We start from the raw sequence: 17,648 nt of genomic DNA, 5'->3' as shown, positions 1-17,648 counted from the left end.
CGTACTGCCGTGCGACACTCCACCTCATGCTTGGTGTTATCGACCTCCCGACCTATCTCGCGGGACTCGTGCTGATCGTTCTGCTTCCCGGTCCGAACTCGCTGTACGTGCTGTCCGTCGCCGCCCGCAAGGGCGTACGCACGGGGTACACGGCCGCCGCGGGTGTCTGGTGCGGGGACACCGTGCTGATGACCCTGTCCGCGGCCGGAGTCGCCTCGCTGCTACAGGCCAACGCCGTGCTGTTCGGGATCGTGAAGTACGCCGGGGCCGGATATCTGACGTGGCTGGCGTTCGGGATGCTGCGCGCCGCGTTGGCCATGTGGCGGACCCGGCACGAGCGGGTCGAGGAGAGCGAGGTGGCCGCGGCGCCGGCCGCCGAGGAGCGGCCCTACCGGCGGGCGCTGGTGATCAGCCTGTTCAACCCGAAGGCGATCCTGTTCTTCGTCGCCTTCTTCGTCCAGTTCGTGGACCCGGGCTACGCCTACCCGGCCCTCTCCTTCGTCGTCCTCGGCGCCTTCGCCCAGCTCGCCAGCTTCCTGTACCTCACCGCGCTGATCTTCAGCGGGACGAAGCTGGCGGCGGCCTTCCGGCGACGCAAGCGGCTCTCGGCGGGGGCCACGACCGCGGCGGGCGCCCTGTTCCTGGGCTTCGCCGTGAAGCTCACCCTGGCCAGCGCCTAGGTGTATTGACCCGCAGGGTTGTTCACGCGGGTGATGGGTGGCTGGCCGCCGAGTGCGGTGTGGCAGCGGTGGTGGTTGTAGGTGTGTAGGAAGTGTGCCAGGGCTGCGGCGCGTTCTGCGTTGCTGGTGTAGGGCCGCAGGTAGGCCCGTTCGTCGAGCAGGGTGCGGTTGAAGCGTTCGACCTTGCCGCCTGTCTGCGGCCGGTGGGCGCGGGTGGGTTTGCCGGTTGCGCCGAGGTCGGCCAGGGCCTGCCGCCAGGCGGAGCTCTTGCGGTAGGGCCAGGCGTTGTCGGTCAGGACCCGTTCGATGCGGTCGATGCCCGCGGCTGCGAAGAAGGCCGCGGCCCGGCGGAGGAAGTCGGCGCAGGTGACGGCCTTCTTGTCGCCGTAGATCTCGCTGTAGGCCAGGCGGCTGTGGTCGTCCAGCCGCTCGCCGGAGAGCGCCGTGAGGGATACGACGTGGACGACCGCGCCCGCCGGATGGCCGACTTCCCTCTGTCGGCCGCGGCGGGCGCGGAGATGTTCGAGGACTACGACCGGCACTTCGAAGAAGGGCTGGCCCTGGTGATCGCGGGGATCGGGACGCGTTACGGGATCGGCTGAGGCCGGGGCTTCGCCAGCGCCGTGCGCAGTTTCGGCGTCAGCCAGTTCTCCACGTACCGGTTCAGCAGCCAGGCCAGCAGCAGCATGCTCGCCGCCGTCAGCAGGAACGTGGCGTACGACGGGATGTGCAGCCCCTGGTGGAGTGCCTTGATGACGACCCAGCCCAGGTGCTCGTGGACGAGGTAGAAGGGGTACGTCAGCGCGCCCGCGACCGTCAGCCACCGCCAGTTGGCCCAGCGCAGCCAGCCCAGGGCGATCGCGGCGACGGCGACGTAGCCGAAGGTGACGACGAGGACGATGCCGTAGGTGGTGCGGTAGGAGAAGCCGTTCGCCTGCGGGGCGTGCCACAGCCCCTGTACCGCGTAGTGCTGGCCGATCAGCCAGCTCACGGCCACGATGCCCCAGGCGTACACGTCCTTGCGGTCGCGGTGCACCAGGTAGAGGCCGACGCCGCCGATGAAGTACGGCGCGTACTCGGGCATCAGGACGATGTCCAGCAGCGGCATCTTGGCGCCCTGCGCGATGGCGTAGGCCAGCGTCCAGCCGGCGCAGAACATGATCACGCGGCGGCGGTTCGCGCCGGGCAGGACGATGCACAGCGCGAAGAGGGCGTAGAAGCGGACCTCCGCCCACAGCGTCCAGCACACGCCCAGTACCCGGTCGACGCCGAGCGGGTACTGCAGCATCGTGAAGTTGACCAGGGTGTCGCTCGGCGAGACCGTCTTGAACGCGACCATCGGCAGTGCGAACACCAGCGTCACCAGGATGATGGCGGCCCAGTACGCGGGCAGCAGCCGGGAGGCGCGGGAGGCGAAGAACGAGCGCAGCGGGCGGCCCCAGCCGCTCATGCAGATGACGAAGCCACTGATCACGAAGAACACCTGGACGCCCAGGCAGCCGTACGCGAAGTACCCGTGCAGCATGGGGAACTGGTGCCGCGGCGAGCTGCCCCACGCTTTCGCGACCTCGCCGTCGCGCCCGCCGTAGTGGTACGCGGCCACCATCAGCGCCGCGACCAGCCGCAGTCCGTCCAGTGCGCGCAGCCGCGTCTCCCGGGGCTTGGCCGGTATCGCGGGGGGCGGTGCGTCCGTGGGCGGCAGGACGGTGCGGGCCACGGTGCCCGTGGAGGCCACTTGGACGGCCTCGCGCGAGTCGATCACAGGTTTCCCCTCAGCGGGACTCATGGGACCCACAGCACACTAATCCGATTAATAGGGTTTACCTGGCCGTCCGACCGACGATTCGCCCGACGGTCCGTGCGCGTTCACCTGTACGTCGTTTCGGGTTCCCGGGTCGGCCCGCGACGGCCCGGCCCAGGAGCCGGATCAGCGACCCACCGCCCGCTTCAGCGAGCGGGCGCGGCGCGCCACCCGGCGCACGGTGGCGTTGCGCGGGATGAACGCCAGCTGCGCCGGGACCGCGCCGGGCAGCGCCAGCGAGGTGAGGCGCTTGCGCTTGAAGTAGCGCCGGGTGTGGTGGTTCAGATGCCTGGTCAGGTAGGTCTCGGCGGCCGGGCGCAGGTCCGGGTAGATCTTCGGCTGCATCGCGAAGCCGACGGCCCGGACGAGGTCCGTCAGGGCCGTCACGTCCATGCTCCGGCGCTGCTCGTTGACCGCCGACTCGTTCGTCAGTTCGGGCAGCAGCGCGTCCACGATCGTGACGGGGACGCGGTTGCTGTTCTCGTACGGCGTGAGACGGTCGAGGAGGGGGCCGGTGCCGACGCGGGCGACCGGCAGACCGTACAGCGCCGACGCGGTGAGCAGCGCGGTGGAGAAGCAGCCGACGACCAGGGCGGGGCGCATCCGCTGGTAGAGCACCTCGGCGAGGACCGGGGTGTCGAGCACGGTGAGGTCGGCGCCGAGCTTCTCGGCCTCCTTCTCCAGCAGGCGCGACCAGCGGGCCGGGGCCGAGGGATGCGGCTTGAACACCACCCGCGTGTGGCCGAGCGCCAGGGCGCCCTTCAGCATCCGTACGTGGAGGTTCTCCTCCTCCTCGGCGGTGAGGATGTCCAGCGCGGAGAGGTACTGGCCGAGCAGGAGGGCCGGTTCGTCGATGAAGGGCAGCTCGTCGCCGGTGTCGACCAGTTCGGCGAGCACCTTCGAGAACGCGTCCGTCGGCACGATCTCCGGCTCGACGCCGAACTCGGTGAGCAGCAGCGGCTTGAGGCCGGGGACGAGGTCCAGGTGGAGCAGGCGGGTCACGCGCGTGCCGACCAGCGGGTCGATCTTGTTGCGGGTGGGGCCGTAGCTCATCAGGCCGTCCGCGTAGACGGTGACGGGCGCGCCCATGAAGATCTGCGAGATGCCGAGCGCCGGGTTGACCTGGATCGACTCGACGGCCAGCTCGATGTCGTCGTCGCCGAGGTTCCAGGCGAGCCGCAGATGCCGCTCCCACAGGGGGACGTCGTCGGGCCGCGGTGCCCAGCCGCCCGGGTGGAAGGGGGAGATGGTCTCGTTCCACGAGATCACGTCGTCGAAGCGGCCGCGCAGCTGTTCGAACCCGGGCATCTCGTCGACGCCGGGCGTCGTCTCGGGCGTCGCCGCGTTGTTGGAGACGAGCAGGATGCGCCGGTCGGCGGGGCGGAAACAGTCGGTGTCCAGGGCCGCGGCCAGCGTGGCCGTGCCGTACAGCGTGGACGCCACGAAGATCTGGGTGGTCACGCGGCCACCCCCGTGGTGGGAGCCGGACGGCGGCGCAGCCGGCGCAGCCGCGTGGCGCGCTGGACGTCCATCGAGTCGAGGGCGTCGTCGAGCACGTCCTGCGGCATGTTCCGCAGAGCGACGGCGCTCATCGACTTCAGTTTCCGTGCCACTGCCGGCTCGAACCTTTCGATGGATCCCAGATGATGGGAAATAATCGCGCAATACGTGCGCACGGCCTTGGGCAGGAGTTTTTCGGCGTCGCGGTCCGCGGCGGTTTCCGCCACCACCTGGTCGAACGCGCGAATGAAGTCGAGCTGGCGCACGTCCCCGATCTGAGTGAGAGAGGAGGCCACACCACGCCGGTAGAACACACCGAGAAGCCCCACCGTGGCGAAGGATTCCGCCTCCCGGTGCAGCTTCCAGATCCAGGGCCGGTCCTCGGCCGTCCGCAGGCCGTCGGTGAAGTGCAGCAGCCCCCGGTCGACCAGCCGGCGGTGGTAGATACCCGCCCAGGCGTAGGCGTAGTCGACGGAGGTGGAGCGGTCGGCGGGCAGTATCGCGTCGCGGGGGTTCAGTACCACTCCGCGCCGGCCGTGCGGGACCCTGTGGATGGTGCGGGCCCGCGCGGTGCACTGGACATGGTCCGTACGGACGAAGTCGCAGCCCAACTGCTCGATGGAGGCGACGAGTTGTTCGTAATAGCCGGGGGCGAGCCAGTCGTCCCCGTCGAGGAACGTGAGGTACTCGCCGTGCGCCGCGTCGATGCCCGTGTTGCGCGCGGTCGCCAGTCCTCCGTTCTTCTCGTGTCTGACATACACCGCGCCGGGGAGCTCGCGCTCCGCGCGCGCGAGAATGTCCGGTGTCTCGTCTCGTGAACAGTCGTCCACGAGAACGAATTCGAAGTCCTCACGTGCGTTCGCACGCAGGCTCTTCAAGGTGTCGGGTGCATATTGCTGCACGTTGTAGAACGGCACGATGACGGAGAGCTTGACCACCCACGTGACGTTAGGCGGCGGCCCGGCATTCGTCTTGACCGTTGGTGAGATGTCAGGTGAACGACGCGTGGCGAAGCCGTGAACCCAGCTGATTTCCGGCTGGATCACGGCCCGATTCGCCATTCGTCGATGTGCTGTTAACCGTTTGTTGCATTCAGGTTGGGCCGCAACTCGGAATGGCTTCCTAGCGTCTTGGACGTGCCAGCAAGTACCAGGAAGTCCCTGCGGGTCGCCGTTCTCGCGGATTCCGATACCCGGTGGAAATGGGGTTCGCTCACCGCGAATCGCATTTCACCGACAGAATCGGACATTCTGCTCGACGGTTATCTCCTGCGCGGCCGAGCCACCCCCACCGCCCGCCAGCTCGAAGAAGTCGGCGTCCGCGCGGATTCCCTCCGCGAGGTCACCGCCGTCGAATTCCTGCGCGCCATGGAAGGGGAGCCGTACGACGTCCTCGTCGTCGCCCTCGTGGGCGGCGGTGTGCAGGCGATCCTGCACGGCCTGGCCCATGTCTGGGAGGGACGGACCAAGCGGCCCGTGGTCGTCACCGGCTACGTCGGCGTCGTCTACGAGAAGCTCGCCGACGGCCTGCTGCTTCGGCACGGCGCGGACCTCGTCCTCGCCAACTCCCGCCAGGACGCGGAACGGTTCCGGGCCGTGTACGAGGGAGTGGGCGCCGACGCCTCCTCGGTGACGGAGGTGGCACTGCCCTTCCTGGGCGGCGCCGCCTACGAGAAGCACGACCCGTACACGGTCGTCTTCGCCGCCCAGCCCTCCGTCCCGGAGAACCGCAAGGACCGTACGTACCTGCTGAACCGGCTGATCCGGCACGCCCGCCTCCACCCGGACCGCGAGGTGCTGCTGAAGCTCCGCTCCAAGCCGGGCGAACACACCACGCACATCGAGGAGCTGCCCTACCAGAAGCTGGCGCAGAAGACCGACCTGCCCGCCAACTTCCGGCTGGTGTACGGCCACATGGGCGAGGTGCTCGACCGCACCGACCTGCTGGTCACCATCAGCTCCACGGCGGCCCTGGAGTCCCTGCACCGCCGTATCCCCACCGTCGTCCTCAGCGATCTCGGGGTGCGCGAGGCGCTCGGCAACCACCACTTCGTGGGCTCCGGCTGCCTCGCCTCCTGGGACCAGCTCGACGCCGGGTACGAACCGGCGCCCGACCCGGCGTGGGTGGCCCGGCAGGGCGTCGCCGCCGAGGGCCGGTACGAGACGGCCTTCGACGAGGCGCGCGCCCGGATCACCGGCCTGCTGGCGGCCCCCGGACTGCTGCCCCTCGCCCCCTACTACACGCCCGTCACCGCCCCCGGCTACCTCCCCGAGATCCTCGCCCGCCACCACCTCGCCCCGGACGGCAGCCCGCTGCCCGGCGCCCCCGCGGCCGACAAGGAGCCCAGCCCCGTACGGCAGATCGTCCGCCGGGCGGCCCGCGGCGCCTACCGCCACGGAGTGCAGCGCGTGGCCCCCGTGATCCGGCGGATGGGGGAGCTGTGACCACCGCAGATCCCTCAAGCCTTCCGCCGATCCCTCAAGCCCTCCCCGTGTCCCTCGTCAAGGAGAACAGCGCATGACCAACTCGGAAGCGGGTCAAACGGCGCCGGTGCGCCGGGTGCTCGCGGTGATCCCCGCGCGCGGCGGCTCCAAGGGTGTCCCCGCCAAGAACCTCCTGCCGGTCGGCGGAGTGCCGCTGGTGGCCCGCGCGGTGCGCGAGTGCCGGGCGACCCGGCTCGTCACGGACGTCGTGGTCTCCACCGACGACCAGGCGATCGCCACCGCCGCCCGCGAGGCGGGCGCCGAGGTCGTGCTGCGCCCCGCCGCCATCGCCGGCGACACGGCCACCTCCGAGGCGGCCGTCCTGCACGCCCTGGACGCCCACGAGGCGCTGCACGGATCCGCGGTCGACGTGGTCCTGCTCGTCCAGTGCACCAGCCCGTTCATCACGCGGGAGGACATCGACGGGGTCGCCGGCGCGGTCGCCGAGAACGGCGCCGACACCGCGCTGACGGTGGCCAACTTCCACGGCTTCATCTGGCGCGACGCCGCCGACGAGTCCGCCGAGGGCGGCAACGGCGTCAACCACGACAAGTCCTTCCGGCCCCGCCGCCAGGACCGGCCCCAGGACCTCCTGGAGACCGGCGCGGCCTACGCCATGGACGCCGCGGGCCTGCGCAAGCACCAGCACCGCTTCTTCGGCCACACGGAGCTCGTCCGCACCGACCCGGCCCGCGTGCTGGAGATCGACGACCCGCACGACCTCGCCCGCGCCCGCGCGCTGGCCCCCCTCTTCGACGCGAACCGCCCCGGTTCGCTGCCGACCGCCGAAGACATCGACGCGGTCGTCCTCGACTTCGACGGCACCCAGACCGACGACAGGGTGCTGATCGACTCCGACGGACGGGAGTTCGTCTCCGTGCACCGCGGAGACGGCCTCGGTATCGCCGCCCTCCGCAAGAGCGGGCTGACGATGCTCATCCTGTCCACGGAACAGAACCCGGTGGTCGCCGCCCGGGCCCGGAAGCTCAAGATTCCGGTCCTGCACGGCATCGACCGCAAGGACCTCGCACTGAAGCAGTGGTGCGAGGAGCAGGGCATCGCGCCTGAGCGCGTGCTCTACGTCGGCAACGACGTCAACGACCTCCCGTGCTTCGCCCTCGTGGGCTGGCCCGTGGCGGTCGCGAGCGCCCACGACGTCGTGCGCGGCGCCGCACGCGCGGTCACCACCGTCCCCGGCGGCGACGGCGCGATCCGAGAGATCGCCAGCTGGATCCTCGGCCCTTCTCTCGACTCCCTCGACAAGTAAGGAACTTCTCCACCATGAGCACCAACTCCCGTCTGCGCACGTTCGGTTCGAAGACCGCCGGCCCCGGCCACCCCGTCTACGTCGTCGGCGAGATCGGCATCAACCACAACGGCGAGCTCGAGAACGCCTTCAAGCTGATCGACGCCGCCGCCGAGGCCGGCTGCGACGCCGTCAAGTTCCAGAAGCGCACCCCGGAGATCTGCACCCCGCGCGACCAGTGGGACATCGAGCGCGACACCCCCTGGGGCCGCATGACCTACATCGACTACCGCCACCGCGTGGAGTTCGGTGAGGACGAGTACCGCCAGATCGACGAGTACGCCAAGAGCAAGAACATCGACTGGTTCGCCTCCCCGTGGGACACCGAGGCCGTCGCCTTCCTGGAGAAGTTCGACGTCCCCGCCCACAAGGTCGCCTCCGCGTCCCTGACCGACGACGAGCTGCTGCGTTCGCTGCGCGCCACCGGCCGCACGGTCATCCTCTCCACGGGCATGTCGACCCCGAAGCAGATCCGCCACGCGGTCGAGGTCCTGGGCAGCGACAACATCCTGCTCTGCCACGCCACCTCGACGTACCCGGCGAAGGCCGAGGAGCTCAACCTCCGCGTCATCAACACCCTCCAGGCCGAGTACCCGAACGTCCCGATCGGCTACTCCGGCCACGAGACGGGCCTGCAGACCACGCTGGCCGCGGTCGCCCTCGGTGCCGCCTTCGTCGAGCGCCACATCACTCTCGACCGCGCGATGTGGGGCTCCGACCAGGCCGCCTCCGTCGAGCCGGGGGGCCTCACCCGCCTCGTCCGCGACATCCGCACCATCGAGGCCTCCCTCGGCGACGGCGTCAAGAAGGTCTACGAGTCCGAGCTCGGCCCGATGAAGAAGCTGCGCCGCGTCACGGGCGTCGTCGCCGAGTCCGAGATCGCCGCGGCCGCGGGCGAGCCGGTCACGGTCTGAGGTCCTGACCTCCAGAACCCCCCACGCGTTACCTCCCACCTCCCTACGACAACTCCTTACGACAGGACGGTCGTACGTCGATGAGCCCCCGCGCCGGATCCACCGGCCCCCACACTCTCGCCTTCGTCGAGAGTCCGGTACAGCTCCTGAACGTGCTGGAATGGGCACACACCTCTGCCCACCACGGCACGGCGCCCGGCGCGGGGCTCACCCTCGTCGTCCTGTCCCCCAACGACCCGATGACCCGTGGCCAACTGCGCCGCATGGCCGAACTGGCCCGCGACGAGGGCCACCAGGTCCGCTGGGAGGAGGCGCGCGGTGGCACCACGGCGCCCTTCCACACCATCGGCGGCCTCGCCCCACTGCTGCGCAGGGCCCGTCGCATCGTCATGGGAGACCCGTTCTCCCGCTATGTGCAGCTTCTTCTGACCATCACCCGCGCCCCCGACCTGGTCGTGGTCGACGACGGCACGGCGACGATGGAGTTCGTCGCCCAGCTCGCCCGTGGCGAACGCCTGGTCCGCTGGCACCGCAAGGGCGGCCGCCCCGGCCCGCGCGACCTGCTCTTCGCCCCGGTGTCCTCCCTGGCCCGGCGCCGGCTGACGCCCGGTGAGCACCGTACGGTCGAGGTGTTCTCCTCGATGCCGATCGACGAGACCCCGATCGGTGTGCGCGTCACCGCCAACGACTTCTCCTGGACCCGGGCCCGCTTCGGGCCGCCCCGCCTCACCAAGGGCGCGGACCTGGTCGGCACGTCCCTCGTCGAGACGGGTGTGGTCGACGGGGACCGTTACCTGGAGGCGGTCCGCACCCTCGCCAAGTCCCACGGCGCCACCCGCTACTTCGCCCACCGCCGCGAGAGCGCCGAGAAACTCCACCGGCTGGCCGCGGAGACGGGCCTGGAGATCGTCCGCCCCGACCTCCCCCTGGAGCTGATCGCCCGCCGCGGCCCCATCGGCCGCACGATCCTCAGCTTCCCCTCCACGGTCGTCCACACGCTGCCGCTGGCCCTGGCCGGCACCGAGGTCCGCGTCGCCGTCTGCGACATCGACCCGGCCTGGCTGACGGAGAACGCCTCGCCACGGGCCCAGGGCTTCCTGTCCGGGGTGACGGGGACGGCCCGGGACGTACACCGGTTGTCGGCGGTGACATCGGCGTAGGGAAGCCGTGCACCGTCCGGCGAGTCACTACATGCGACTGATGAAGTCCATCGATCCGGGGTTGAGGTCGAGATCTCCAGGTTTCGCCGGGCCGTTCTCGTGATCGGCTCGGCGGAGGTGCTGCGGGCACTGCGCGCCCACGGAACGATCGCGTGGTTCCGGATCTCGGCCGGGGTGGATCCGCTGGATTCCCTCGTCCGTCCGCCCTTGGTCGTCTGGCGCTACGCCGACCTGCAGGACCGGGTACGCCTGGCGATCCCGCCGACCGTGGAGACGTTCGAGGGAAACGTCGGGTGGGTCGCGGACGTCTCGGCCGAAAACTGGTACCTCGAGCCACGGAGGGTGCGGGACGAACTCTCCGGAGCCGCTCCGGGGTACCCGGGTGTCCTGTCCGACCTCAAGCACGGGGATCAGGACTTCTGCATCCGTGCCACGCAGGATCTCGAACTCCTCCTGGCACGGATCGAGAGGCTCCACGACTGAGTTCGCGGCGGCGGCCCGGTCCGGGCGGGGCACAGGAACGAACCCCGAATCTTCTCCACATCGGTTGCACCGAACAGACACGCGTTGTTCGTCAACCATCCATAGATCGCCCGTTGGACCGACACGATCCAGCCATTGAATCTCTCCGCACGGCACCGATCGGTCGCCGCACGCCTGTTCCGTTTACGCAGTGGGGGGACCACACGTGGCGTCCGCACATGTGGAGTCCGACAGATCGGATTCCGACAGACCCGCGCCCCGGCGGCCGTACGCCGCTCGTGGGCTCGGTGACCGGATCTTCCGGTACCAACTGACAGCCAGCGGTGTCGTCGTCCTCGCCGTCATGGCGGGAGTTGGCCTCTTCCTGCTCCTGAGAGCCGGTCAGGCCCTCAAGGCCACCGGCTTCTCCTTCCTCACCACCACCGCATGGCAGCCGGACGTCCACAACTTCGGCATCGCGGCCGTGCTCACCGGCACCCTGCTGATCGCCGTCGTCGCGGTGACGATCTCGGTGCCGCTGGCCATCGGGACCGCGCTGTTCATCACCGACGTGGCACCGCGCAGGCTGCGCTACACGCTGGTGACGATGGTGGACCTGATGGCGGCCGTACCGTCGGTCGTGTACGGGCTGTGGGGGCTGTTCTTCCTCCAGCAGCACGTGATCGGACTGTCGCGCTGGCTGTCCACCTGGCTCGGCTGGATACCGCTGTTCACGGTGGACGGAGCCCAGCCGGGCGAGCCGCTCGCTTCCGACAGCGTCTACACCGCCTCCACCTTCGTCGCCGGGATCGTCGTCGCGCTGATGGTCGCGCCGATCCAGTGCTCGGTGATGCGCGAGGTCTTCGCCCAGGCCCCGGCCGGCGAACGCGAGGGCGCCTACGCGCTCGGCGCCACCCGCTGGGGGGTGATCCGCGCGGTCGTCCTGCCGTACGGCAAGGGCGGCATCATCGGCGGCACGATGCTCGGCCTCGGCCGGGCGCTCGGCGAGACCATCGCCGTGTACCTGATCATCTCGCCGGTGTTCGTCATCCAGCCCCACATCCTGCAGACCGGGGCGAACTCGGTCTCGTCGCTGATCGCCCTGCACTACGGCGACGCCTCCCCCTTCGGCATGTCGGCGCTGATGGCGGCGGGCCTCGCGCTGTTCCTGCTCACCCTGGCGGTCAACTTCACCGCCTCCTCGGTCGTGGCCCGCTCCCGGTCCGGCGCACAGAGCGAGGCATGAGATGACCGTCGTAGAAGAGAACCTCGTGGCCAAGGCGCCCGTCCTGGCCGCCGGGCCCGCCGCGGCGGAGCCCGCCCTGCCTCCCGACCGGCCGCGGCGTATCGGCGGCGTCAGCCTCTCCGGCGTGCTGTCCCTCACCGGCGCCGCCGCCTCCGGGCTCTGCGTCGCGATCCTGCTGTACGGCGAACTCGCCCCGTTCTCCGGCGCGTTGGGCTTCACCGTCACCGCCTACCTGCTCTTCCTCGCGATCTACGCGGTATTGACAGGATTCGAAGAAGACGGCCAGGCCGTACGTGACCGGTTGATGACGGTCGTGCTGTGGACGGCGGCCACGCTGCTGTTCACCGCGCTCGTGCTCATCGTCGGCTTCACCGCCTGGCGCGGCCGGGAGGCGCTGCTGCACCTCAACTTCTTCACCAAGGACATGCAGGCCGCCGGCCCGCTCGACCCGCTGACCAACGGCGGCATCGCCCACGCGATGCTCGGCACCCTCATCATGACCGCCATCGCGCTCGCGATCACGGTGCCGCTGGGTCTCGCCTGCGCCGTGTACCTGAACCAGATCCCGGGCCGCTTCTCACGGTTTGTGCGGACCATGGTCGAGGCGATGACCGCGCTGCCCTCGATCGTGGCCGGCCTGATGGTGTTCGCCATCTGGATCCTCGGGCTCGGGATGCAGAAGTCCGGGCTCGCGGCCGGGTTCGCGATCAGCGTGATGATGCTGCCGATCGTGATCCGCGCGTCGGACGTGGTGCTGCGCCTGGTGCCGGGCACGCTGACGGAGGCGGCCGAGGCGCTCGGCGCACCGCGCTGGCGCACCGTCTGGCACGTGATCCTGCCCACCGCCCGCTCCGGGCTCGCCACCGCCGTCATCCTCGGCACCGCGCGCGGTATCGGCGAGACCTCTCCCGTCCTGCTGACCGCCGGATTCACGGCGGCGCTCAACACCGATCCCACCAGCGGGCCGATGGTGTCCCTGCCGCTGGCCGTCTTCAACTTCGTCAAGTCGCCCCAGCCGACCATGATCGCCCGTGGCTTCGGCGCGGCGGCCGTCCTCATGGCGCTCGTCCTGGTGCTGTTCGTGATCGCCCGCGTGATCGGTGGCCGCGGCCCGGGCCACCAGACCAGGCGTCAGGTCCGCCGCACCGCCCGCGCCTCGCGGCAGGACGTGGCGCGCTTCGCCGAACTGCACACCCCCGGCCTGTCCCTGTTCGAGGACGCCCCCCGTACCGAAGCTTCCGCCACAGCCGACCCCACCGCCCCCGGAGAGAACGACTGATGCGCAGCCACCTCCATACCGTCCTCGGGCGCCTGCGCGCCCTTGCGACCCTCGGCGCCCTGTTCGGCGTGATCGCCGGCCTGCTGGCCGGGCCCGCGGCCACGCCCGCCGCGGCCGAGAGCTACACCCCGGTCGCCGGCGCCGGCTCCACCTGGGCCGAGAACGCCATCGACCAGTGGCGCAAGGCCGTCAACCAGTACGGCATGCGGATCAGCTACGCCGGCGGTGGCTCCTCCGACGGCCGCAGGCAATTCCTCAGCGGCACCGTCGACTTCGCGGTCTCGGACATCCCGTTCCAGACCCACCCGACCGACGGCTCGGCCGCCGAACGTCCGTCGGCCGGCAGCTACGCCTACATGCCGATCGTGGCCGGCGGCACCGCCTTCATGTACCACCTGACCGTCAACGGCAAGAGGGTCACCAACCTCCGCCTCTCCGGAGACGTCCTCACCAAGATCTTCACCGGCGTCGTCAAGACCTGGGACGACCCGGTGATCAAGGCCGACAACCCGGGGCTCCAGCTGCCGCACCGCCCCGTCGTCCCCGTCGTCCGCTCCGACGGCTCGGGCTCCACCGCCCAGTTCACGATGTGGATGACCAACCAGCACAAGTCGCTGTGGCAGGCGTACTGCGGCAAGGTCGGCCGCTCCGGGGCCTGCGGGCAGACCTCGTACTACCCCACCGTGTCCGGCATGATCGCCCAGTCCGGCGACCCGGGCGTGGCGGGCTACATCGCCCAGAACTACGGCGAGGGCGCCATCGGCTACGTCAACTACTCGTACGCCATCAACGAGGGCTATCCGGTCGCCAAGATCCTCAACCACGCGGGCTACTACACCGAGCCGACCCCGAAGAATGTCGCCGTCTCGCTGCTCAAGGCGAGGATCAACACCAACAAGAGCTCCGCCGACTACCTCACCCAGCAGCTCGACGGCGTCTACAACGACAGCGACCAGCGCAACTACCCGCTGTCCAGCTACTCGTACATGATCCTGCCCCTGAAGGCGCAGGGCACCTTCACCGAGGCCAAGGGCAAGACACTCGGCGCCTTCTCGTACTACTTCATGTGCCAGGGCCAGCAGCAGATGCCCCAGCTCGGCTACTCGCCGCTGCCGATCAACCTGGTGCAGGCGGGCTTCGACCAGATCCGCCGCATCCCGGGCGTGCAGACGAAGAACATCAACATCAAGGGCTGCAACAACCCGACCTTCTCCAGCGACGGGCACAACAAGCTCGCCGAGACCGCCCCCTACCCGGCGGCCTGCGACAAGAAGGGCGCCGCGGCCTGCAACACCGGCAGCGGCGGCGCCAAGTCGGGCGGCGGCACCGGGGGTTCGGGATCGACGGGCGGCACGGGTGGCGGCGGCACGTCGGGCGGTTCCGCGAGCGGCGGTACGAGCGGCGGGAGTTCGGGCAGCGGCGGCGGCACCGGCGGCTCGGCGGGCGGCAGCGCCCAGCCCGTCGTCGACCCCGACACCGGGCAGACCCTGGCGCCCGGCACCGGTACCGGCGGCGGATCGGGTACCGGCACCGGCGGCGGTACCGCCGTGGACGGCACCGTCGCCCTCGCCCAGCCGATCGCCGTGGCCGGGCACAGCGGCTGGACCGGCACCCAGACGCTGATGCTGCTCGCCGTGGCCCTGGTACTCGGGCTGCTGCTCCTGCCGTCCCTCGTCTCGCGGGCGATGGCCGGGCGCACCGGGAGCGGCGCGAAGGACGACACCAAGGACATCAGGGACGGGGGTGCGCGATGAAGCGCGTACGCAAGCTGCTGGTGCGCCTCGTCGCAGGCGCCGCCGCCGGAGCCCTCGCCGGCCTCGCGGTCGCCCAGACCGCCCAGCCCGCCACCGCCGCGAGCGGCGCCGACTCCACCGTCACTGTCTCCGGCCGCGGCGAGTTCAAGGACATGAAGTTCAAGGTCAGCCAAACCGAGCACCTCACCAGCCAGGCGATCACCGTCTCCTGGACCGGCGGCACTCCGAGCACCTTCGCGGGCACGCTGTTCAACACCGACTTCGTGCAGATCATGCAGTGCTGGGGCGACGACGACGGTACCGTCCCGGCCAACCCGGGCCCCTCGCGCACCCAGTGCCAGTACGGCGCCTCCCCGACCACCGACCGGGGCAGCTGGCCGGGCAACGAGTACGACGACTCCCGCAAGATCTTCTACAGCGCCGACCCCGGCAACTACGGCCAGGACGACCGCTACGGCGCCGGTGGCGTCTCAGGACAGGGCGAGGTGCCCTTCAAGTCCGTCGACGGCACGGTGATCACGAGCGGCACCCAGAACAACTCCCTGTTCAACCACAACACCACCAACGAGGTCGACTTCGCCCGCACCGGCGCCGACGGCACCGGCCAGGAGTTCTTCGAGGTGCAGACCGCCAACGAGGCCCCGCATCTGGGCTGCGGCGTTCCGGTGACGGAGAACGGCCGTACGACACCGCGTTCCTGCTGGCTGGTGATCGTCCCGCAGGGCCACCTCGACCTCGACGGCAAGCCCTACGTCGACACCAGCCAGGTCAACGCCGGCTCCCCGGTCTCCTCCACCGACTGGAAGAACCGCGTCGCCGTCAAGCTCGGCTTCAACCCGGTCGGCGCCAACTGCGCCCTCGGCGCCGACGAGCGTGCCACCACCGGCAGCGAACTCGCAGCCGACGCCATGAGCAGCTGGCAGGCGGCCCTGTGCCCGACCGGCAAGGTGTACGGCTACACCGAGCTCGGCGAGCCCGACACCCGCGCCCGCCTCACCGCGAACGGCTCCTCCGGGCTCGCCTTCACCACCCGGCCCCTCGGCGCGGACACCGGCACGACCGCACCCACGGACACCACCGTGTACGCGCCCACCGTGCTTTCCGGCACCGTCATCGGTTTCACCATCGAACGCAGACCCAAGGCCGGAGCCTCCGACGCGGCCCGTCGCCTCGCCGGCACCAAGGTCGAGTCCATCGACCTCACGCCCCGGCTGGTCGCCAAACTGCTCACCGAGTCCTACCGCAACTCCCCCTGGGGAGCGGTCCTCGGCTCCACCGTCGCGAGCGGCTACGGCTGGGCGAAGAACAACCCGGCGGGCCTGGCGACCGACCCCGAGTTCATCGCGCTCAACCCGGAGTTCGCGGAGCTGTCGATCCCCGAGACCCCGGCCACCGACACCGACCTGCTGACCTCGCTCGGCCACAGCGACTCGGCTCGCGCGGTCTGGCAGTGGATCGTCTCCGACAAGGAGGCCCGCGGCTTCCTCGCGGGCGTGTCCGACGACTGGGGGATGCGCGTCAACCCGTACTTCAGCACCAACGCGGACCTGAACCCGACCGGTTTCCCCTTCGACCCGGCCAACACCGACACGTACCCCAAGAGCGACCCCTGGTGCACGATCCCGGCGAACAGCGGCGCCACCGAGAAGCAGTGCATGATCGACTTCCATCCGTACGTGACGGACATGCACGCCGGCGCCCTGCACACCCGGCGCGCCGACAGCCTGTGGAAGGCGACCTGGGACCCGCTGGCCAGCCCGCCCGCGTACAAGAACCCCGGCCCTCAGACGGTGGGCTCCCGGTTCGTGATCACGGTCACGGACGCGGCCTCCGCCGCCCGGTTCGGCCTGCAGACCGCGCGGCTGCGCAACACGGCGGGTAAGTTCGTCGCGCCCACCACCGAGTCCCTCACCGCCGCCGCGGCGAGCGCGTCCGGCGCCCACGCCGCCGAGATCAGCCCGGCCAAGGCCACCGCGAAGGGCGCGTACCCGCTCGCGCAACTGGTGTACGCGGCCGTACGTCCCGCCAAGCTCGACACGGCCGCCCGCAAGGACTACGCGGCGCTGCTGACGTACGCCTCCGACAGCGGGCAGGTCCCCGGCGCGGACCCGGGCCGACTCCCGGTCGGCTACGCCCCGCTGTCGAAGGCACTGCGCTCGAAGACCACCCACGCCGCCGCCACCCTCGCCGACTACACCGGGCCGTCCGCCACGCACGGCGGTTCCTCCGGCGGATCGAGCGGCGGCGGCACCGCCGGTACGGATGGCGGCTCCGGCGGCACGTCGGACGGGGGCGCCTCCGGCGGCGGTACGGACGGCGGTGGTACGGGCGGTGGCGGTGCGGCATCGGGCGGCGGCGGGAGCGCGAGCCCCACACCCAGCGGCGTGCCCTCCTACGACGGCGGCAAGGCCGTCGCGACCACGGCCGCGGGCACCACGCCGGCCGATCCGGCGAACGCGCTCCGCTACGCCGTCCCGCTCGGCGCGGCGCTCGGCGCCGTGGCCGGCGTGGGCGCGCCCTTCGCGGGCGGCAGTCGGCTCCGCTTCCCGCTCCGCGTCCCCCTCCCGGGCGGCCGCATCCTGACCATCCCTGCCCCCACCCTCCCGGAACGGCTGCGCAAACTGCTGCCGCCCGGCCGGCACTGACCCCCGTGCCACGGCCGCACCGCCCCGAGGCTCCAGGCCAGGAGAGCCAGGCCCGCATGGACCGGGGCTCTCGGACAGGGGAGTCCGGCCCGCTGGGCTGAGGCTCTCGACGAGGGAGTCAAGCCCGCCGGGCCAACACTCCAGGACGACGGAGCCAGGCCCGCCGGGCCGGGGCTCTCGGACAAGGGAGTTCAGCCCGCTGGGCCGAGGCTCCCGCACGACGGAGCCAGGTCCGCCCGGGCCGGGGCTCCCCAGAGACGGGCGGCCGCCCCCCAAACCACACGGGGGGGGCCGCGCCGCCACCCCCCCCCCCCCCAGCGCCCGCCGCCCCCCCCGCCCGCGCCCGGCGCCCGCCGGGCCCGGGGCGGCGATGGCCCGGCTCCCCTTGTCCCACCGGCGAACGAGGTCAGCCCGTGAC

General features: G+C 70.8%; 13 protein-coding genes and 2 pseudogenes. 11 read left to right on the top strand and 4 right to left on the bottom strand.

Annotated elements, in window-relative coordinates; translation table 11 throughout:
* Positions 1-26 precede the first annotated feature (26 nt).
* Complete coding sequence (gene leuE / locus ACFVWD_RS43485; RefSeq protein WP_389603489.1) at positions 27-680, top strand: leucine efflux protein LeuE; 654 nt, start codon at positions 27-29, stop codon at positions 678-680.
* Here the strand turns inward: leuE and ACFVWD_RS43480 are convergent.
* A pseudogene (locus ACFVWD_RS43480) lies at positions 677-1,105 on the bottom strand (integrase core domain-containing protein); the annotation flags it as partial. The gene leuE and the pseudogene ACFVWD_RS43480 sit on opposite strands and share 4 nt — an antisense overlap.
* On the opposite strand from ACFVWD_RS43480, the pseudogene ACFVWD_RS43475 reads away from it, so the two are divergent.
* Positions 1,100-1,282 (top strand): annotated as a pseudogene (locus tag ACFVWD_RS43475) (TetR/AcrR family transcriptional regulator C-terminal domain-containing protein); the annotation flags it as partial. The pseudogenes ACFVWD_RS43480 and ACFVWD_RS43475 sit on opposite strands and share 6 nt — an antisense overlap.
* On the opposite strand, the gene ACFVWD_RS43470 reads toward ACFVWD_RS43475, so the two are convergent.
* The 3 genes from ACFVWD_RS43470 to ACFVWD_RS43460 form a co-directional block, all read right to left on the bottom strand.
* Positions 1,267-2,466 carry an acyltransferase family protein gene (locus ACFVWD_RS43470; protein WP_389603488.1) on the bottom strand — a complete coding sequence of 400 codons (1,200 nt, stop codon included), beginning with the start codon at positions 2,464-2,466 and terminating at the stop codon, positions 1,267-1,269. The pseudogene ACFVWD_RS43475 and the gene ACFVWD_RS43470 sit on opposite strands and share 16 nt — an antisense overlap.
* Before the next feature lie 141 nt (positions 2,467-2,607).
* A complete protein-coding gene (locus ACFVWD_RS43465; protein WP_389603486.1) occupies positions 2,608-3,942 on the bottom strand; it encodes an alpha-2,8-polysialyltransferase family protein in 1,335 nt (444 codons plus the stop codon).
* A complete protein-coding gene (locus ACFVWD_RS43460; protein ID WP_266627897.1) occupies positions 3,939-4,919 on the bottom strand; it encodes a glycosyltransferase family 2 protein in 981 nt (326 codons plus the stop codon). Before ACFVWD_RS43460 ends, ACFVWD_RS43465 begins: the two co-directional genes overlap by 4 nt.
* Before the next feature lie 198 nt (positions 4,920-5,117).
* Between ACFVWD_RS43460 and ACFVWD_RS43455 the strand changes: the two genes are divergently transcribed.
* The 9 genes from ACFVWD_RS43455 to ACFVWD_RS43415 all read left to right on the top strand — a co-directional run bounded on the left by ACFVWD_RS43455 (position 5,118) and on the right by ACFVWD_RS43415 (position 17,230).
* Positions 5,118-6,425 carry a DUF6716 putative glycosyltransferase gene (locus ACFVWD_RS43455; RefSeq protein WP_389603484.1) on the top strand — a complete coding sequence of 436 codons (1,308 nt, stop codon included), beginning with the start codon at positions 5,118-5,120 and terminating at the stop codon, positions 6,423-6,425.
* A 73-nt stretch (positions 6,426-6,498) separates the two neighbouring features.
* Positions 6,499-7,731, top strand: coding sequence for a cytidylyltransferase domain-containing protein (locus ACFVWD_RS43450; RefSeq protein WP_389603482.1), 1,233 nt, complete (start codon positions 6,499-6,501; stop codon positions 7,729-7,731).
* Between the two features lie 14 nt (positions 7,732-7,745).
* Positions 7,746-8,684, top strand: a complete 939-nt coding sequence (locus ACFVWD_RS43445; protein WP_389603480.1) for an N-acetylneuraminate synthase family protein — start codon at positions 7,746-7,748, stop codon at positions 8,682-8,684.
* 80 nt (positions 8,685-8,764) lie between these two features.
* Positions 8,765-9,844: a hypothetical protein gene (locus ACFVWD_RS43440; RefSeq protein ID WP_389603479.1), complete on the top strand. Its 1,080-nt coding sequence runs from the start codon at positions 8,765-8,767 to the stop codon at positions 9,842-9,844.
* Between the two features lie 99 nt (positions 9,845-9,943).
* Positions 9,944-10,327, top strand: a complete 384-nt coding sequence (locus tag ACFVWD_RS43435) for a hypothetical protein (protein WP_389603477.1) — start codon at positions 9,944-9,946, stop codon at positions 10,325-10,327.
* Positions 10,328-10,532: 205 nt separating this feature from the next.
* Positions 10,533-11,552, top strand: a complete 1,020-nt coding sequence (gene pstC / locus ACFVWD_RS43430; RefSeq protein WP_389603476.1) for a phosphate ABC transporter permease subunit PstC — start codon at positions 10,533-10,535, stop codon at positions 11,550-11,552.
* A gap of 1 nt (position 11,553) precedes the next feature.
* Positions 11,554-12,831, top strand: a complete 1,278-nt coding sequence (pstA, locus tag ACFVWD_RS43425; protein ID WP_389603475.1) for a phosphate ABC transporter permease PstA — start codon at positions 11,554-11,556, stop codon at positions 12,829-12,831.
* Positions 12,831-14,585 (top strand): phosphate ABC transporter substrate-binding protein PstS, encoded by a 1,755-nt coding sequence (pstS, locus tag ACFVWD_RS43420; protein WP_389603474.1) that lies wholly within the window; start codon positions 12,831-12,833, stop codon positions 14,583-14,585. The genes pstA and pstS overlap by 1 nt, the downstream gene beginning before the upstream one ends.
* A complete protein-coding gene (locus tag ACFVWD_RS43415; protein WP_389603472.1) occupies positions 14,582-17,230 on the top strand; it encodes a hypothetical protein in 2,649 nt (882 codons plus the stop codon). The genes pstS and ACFVWD_RS43415 overlap by 4 nt, the downstream gene beginning before the upstream one ends.
* Positions 17,231-17,648: the final 418 nt, after the last annotated feature.

Source organism: Streptomyces sp. NPDC058086 (assembly GCF_042885015.1).
Classification (GTDB): domain Bacteria; phylum Actinomycetota; class Actinomycetes; order Streptomycetales; family Streptomycetaceae; genus Streptomyces.
This window is presented reverse-complemented; position numbering and strand designations above follow the sequence as displayed.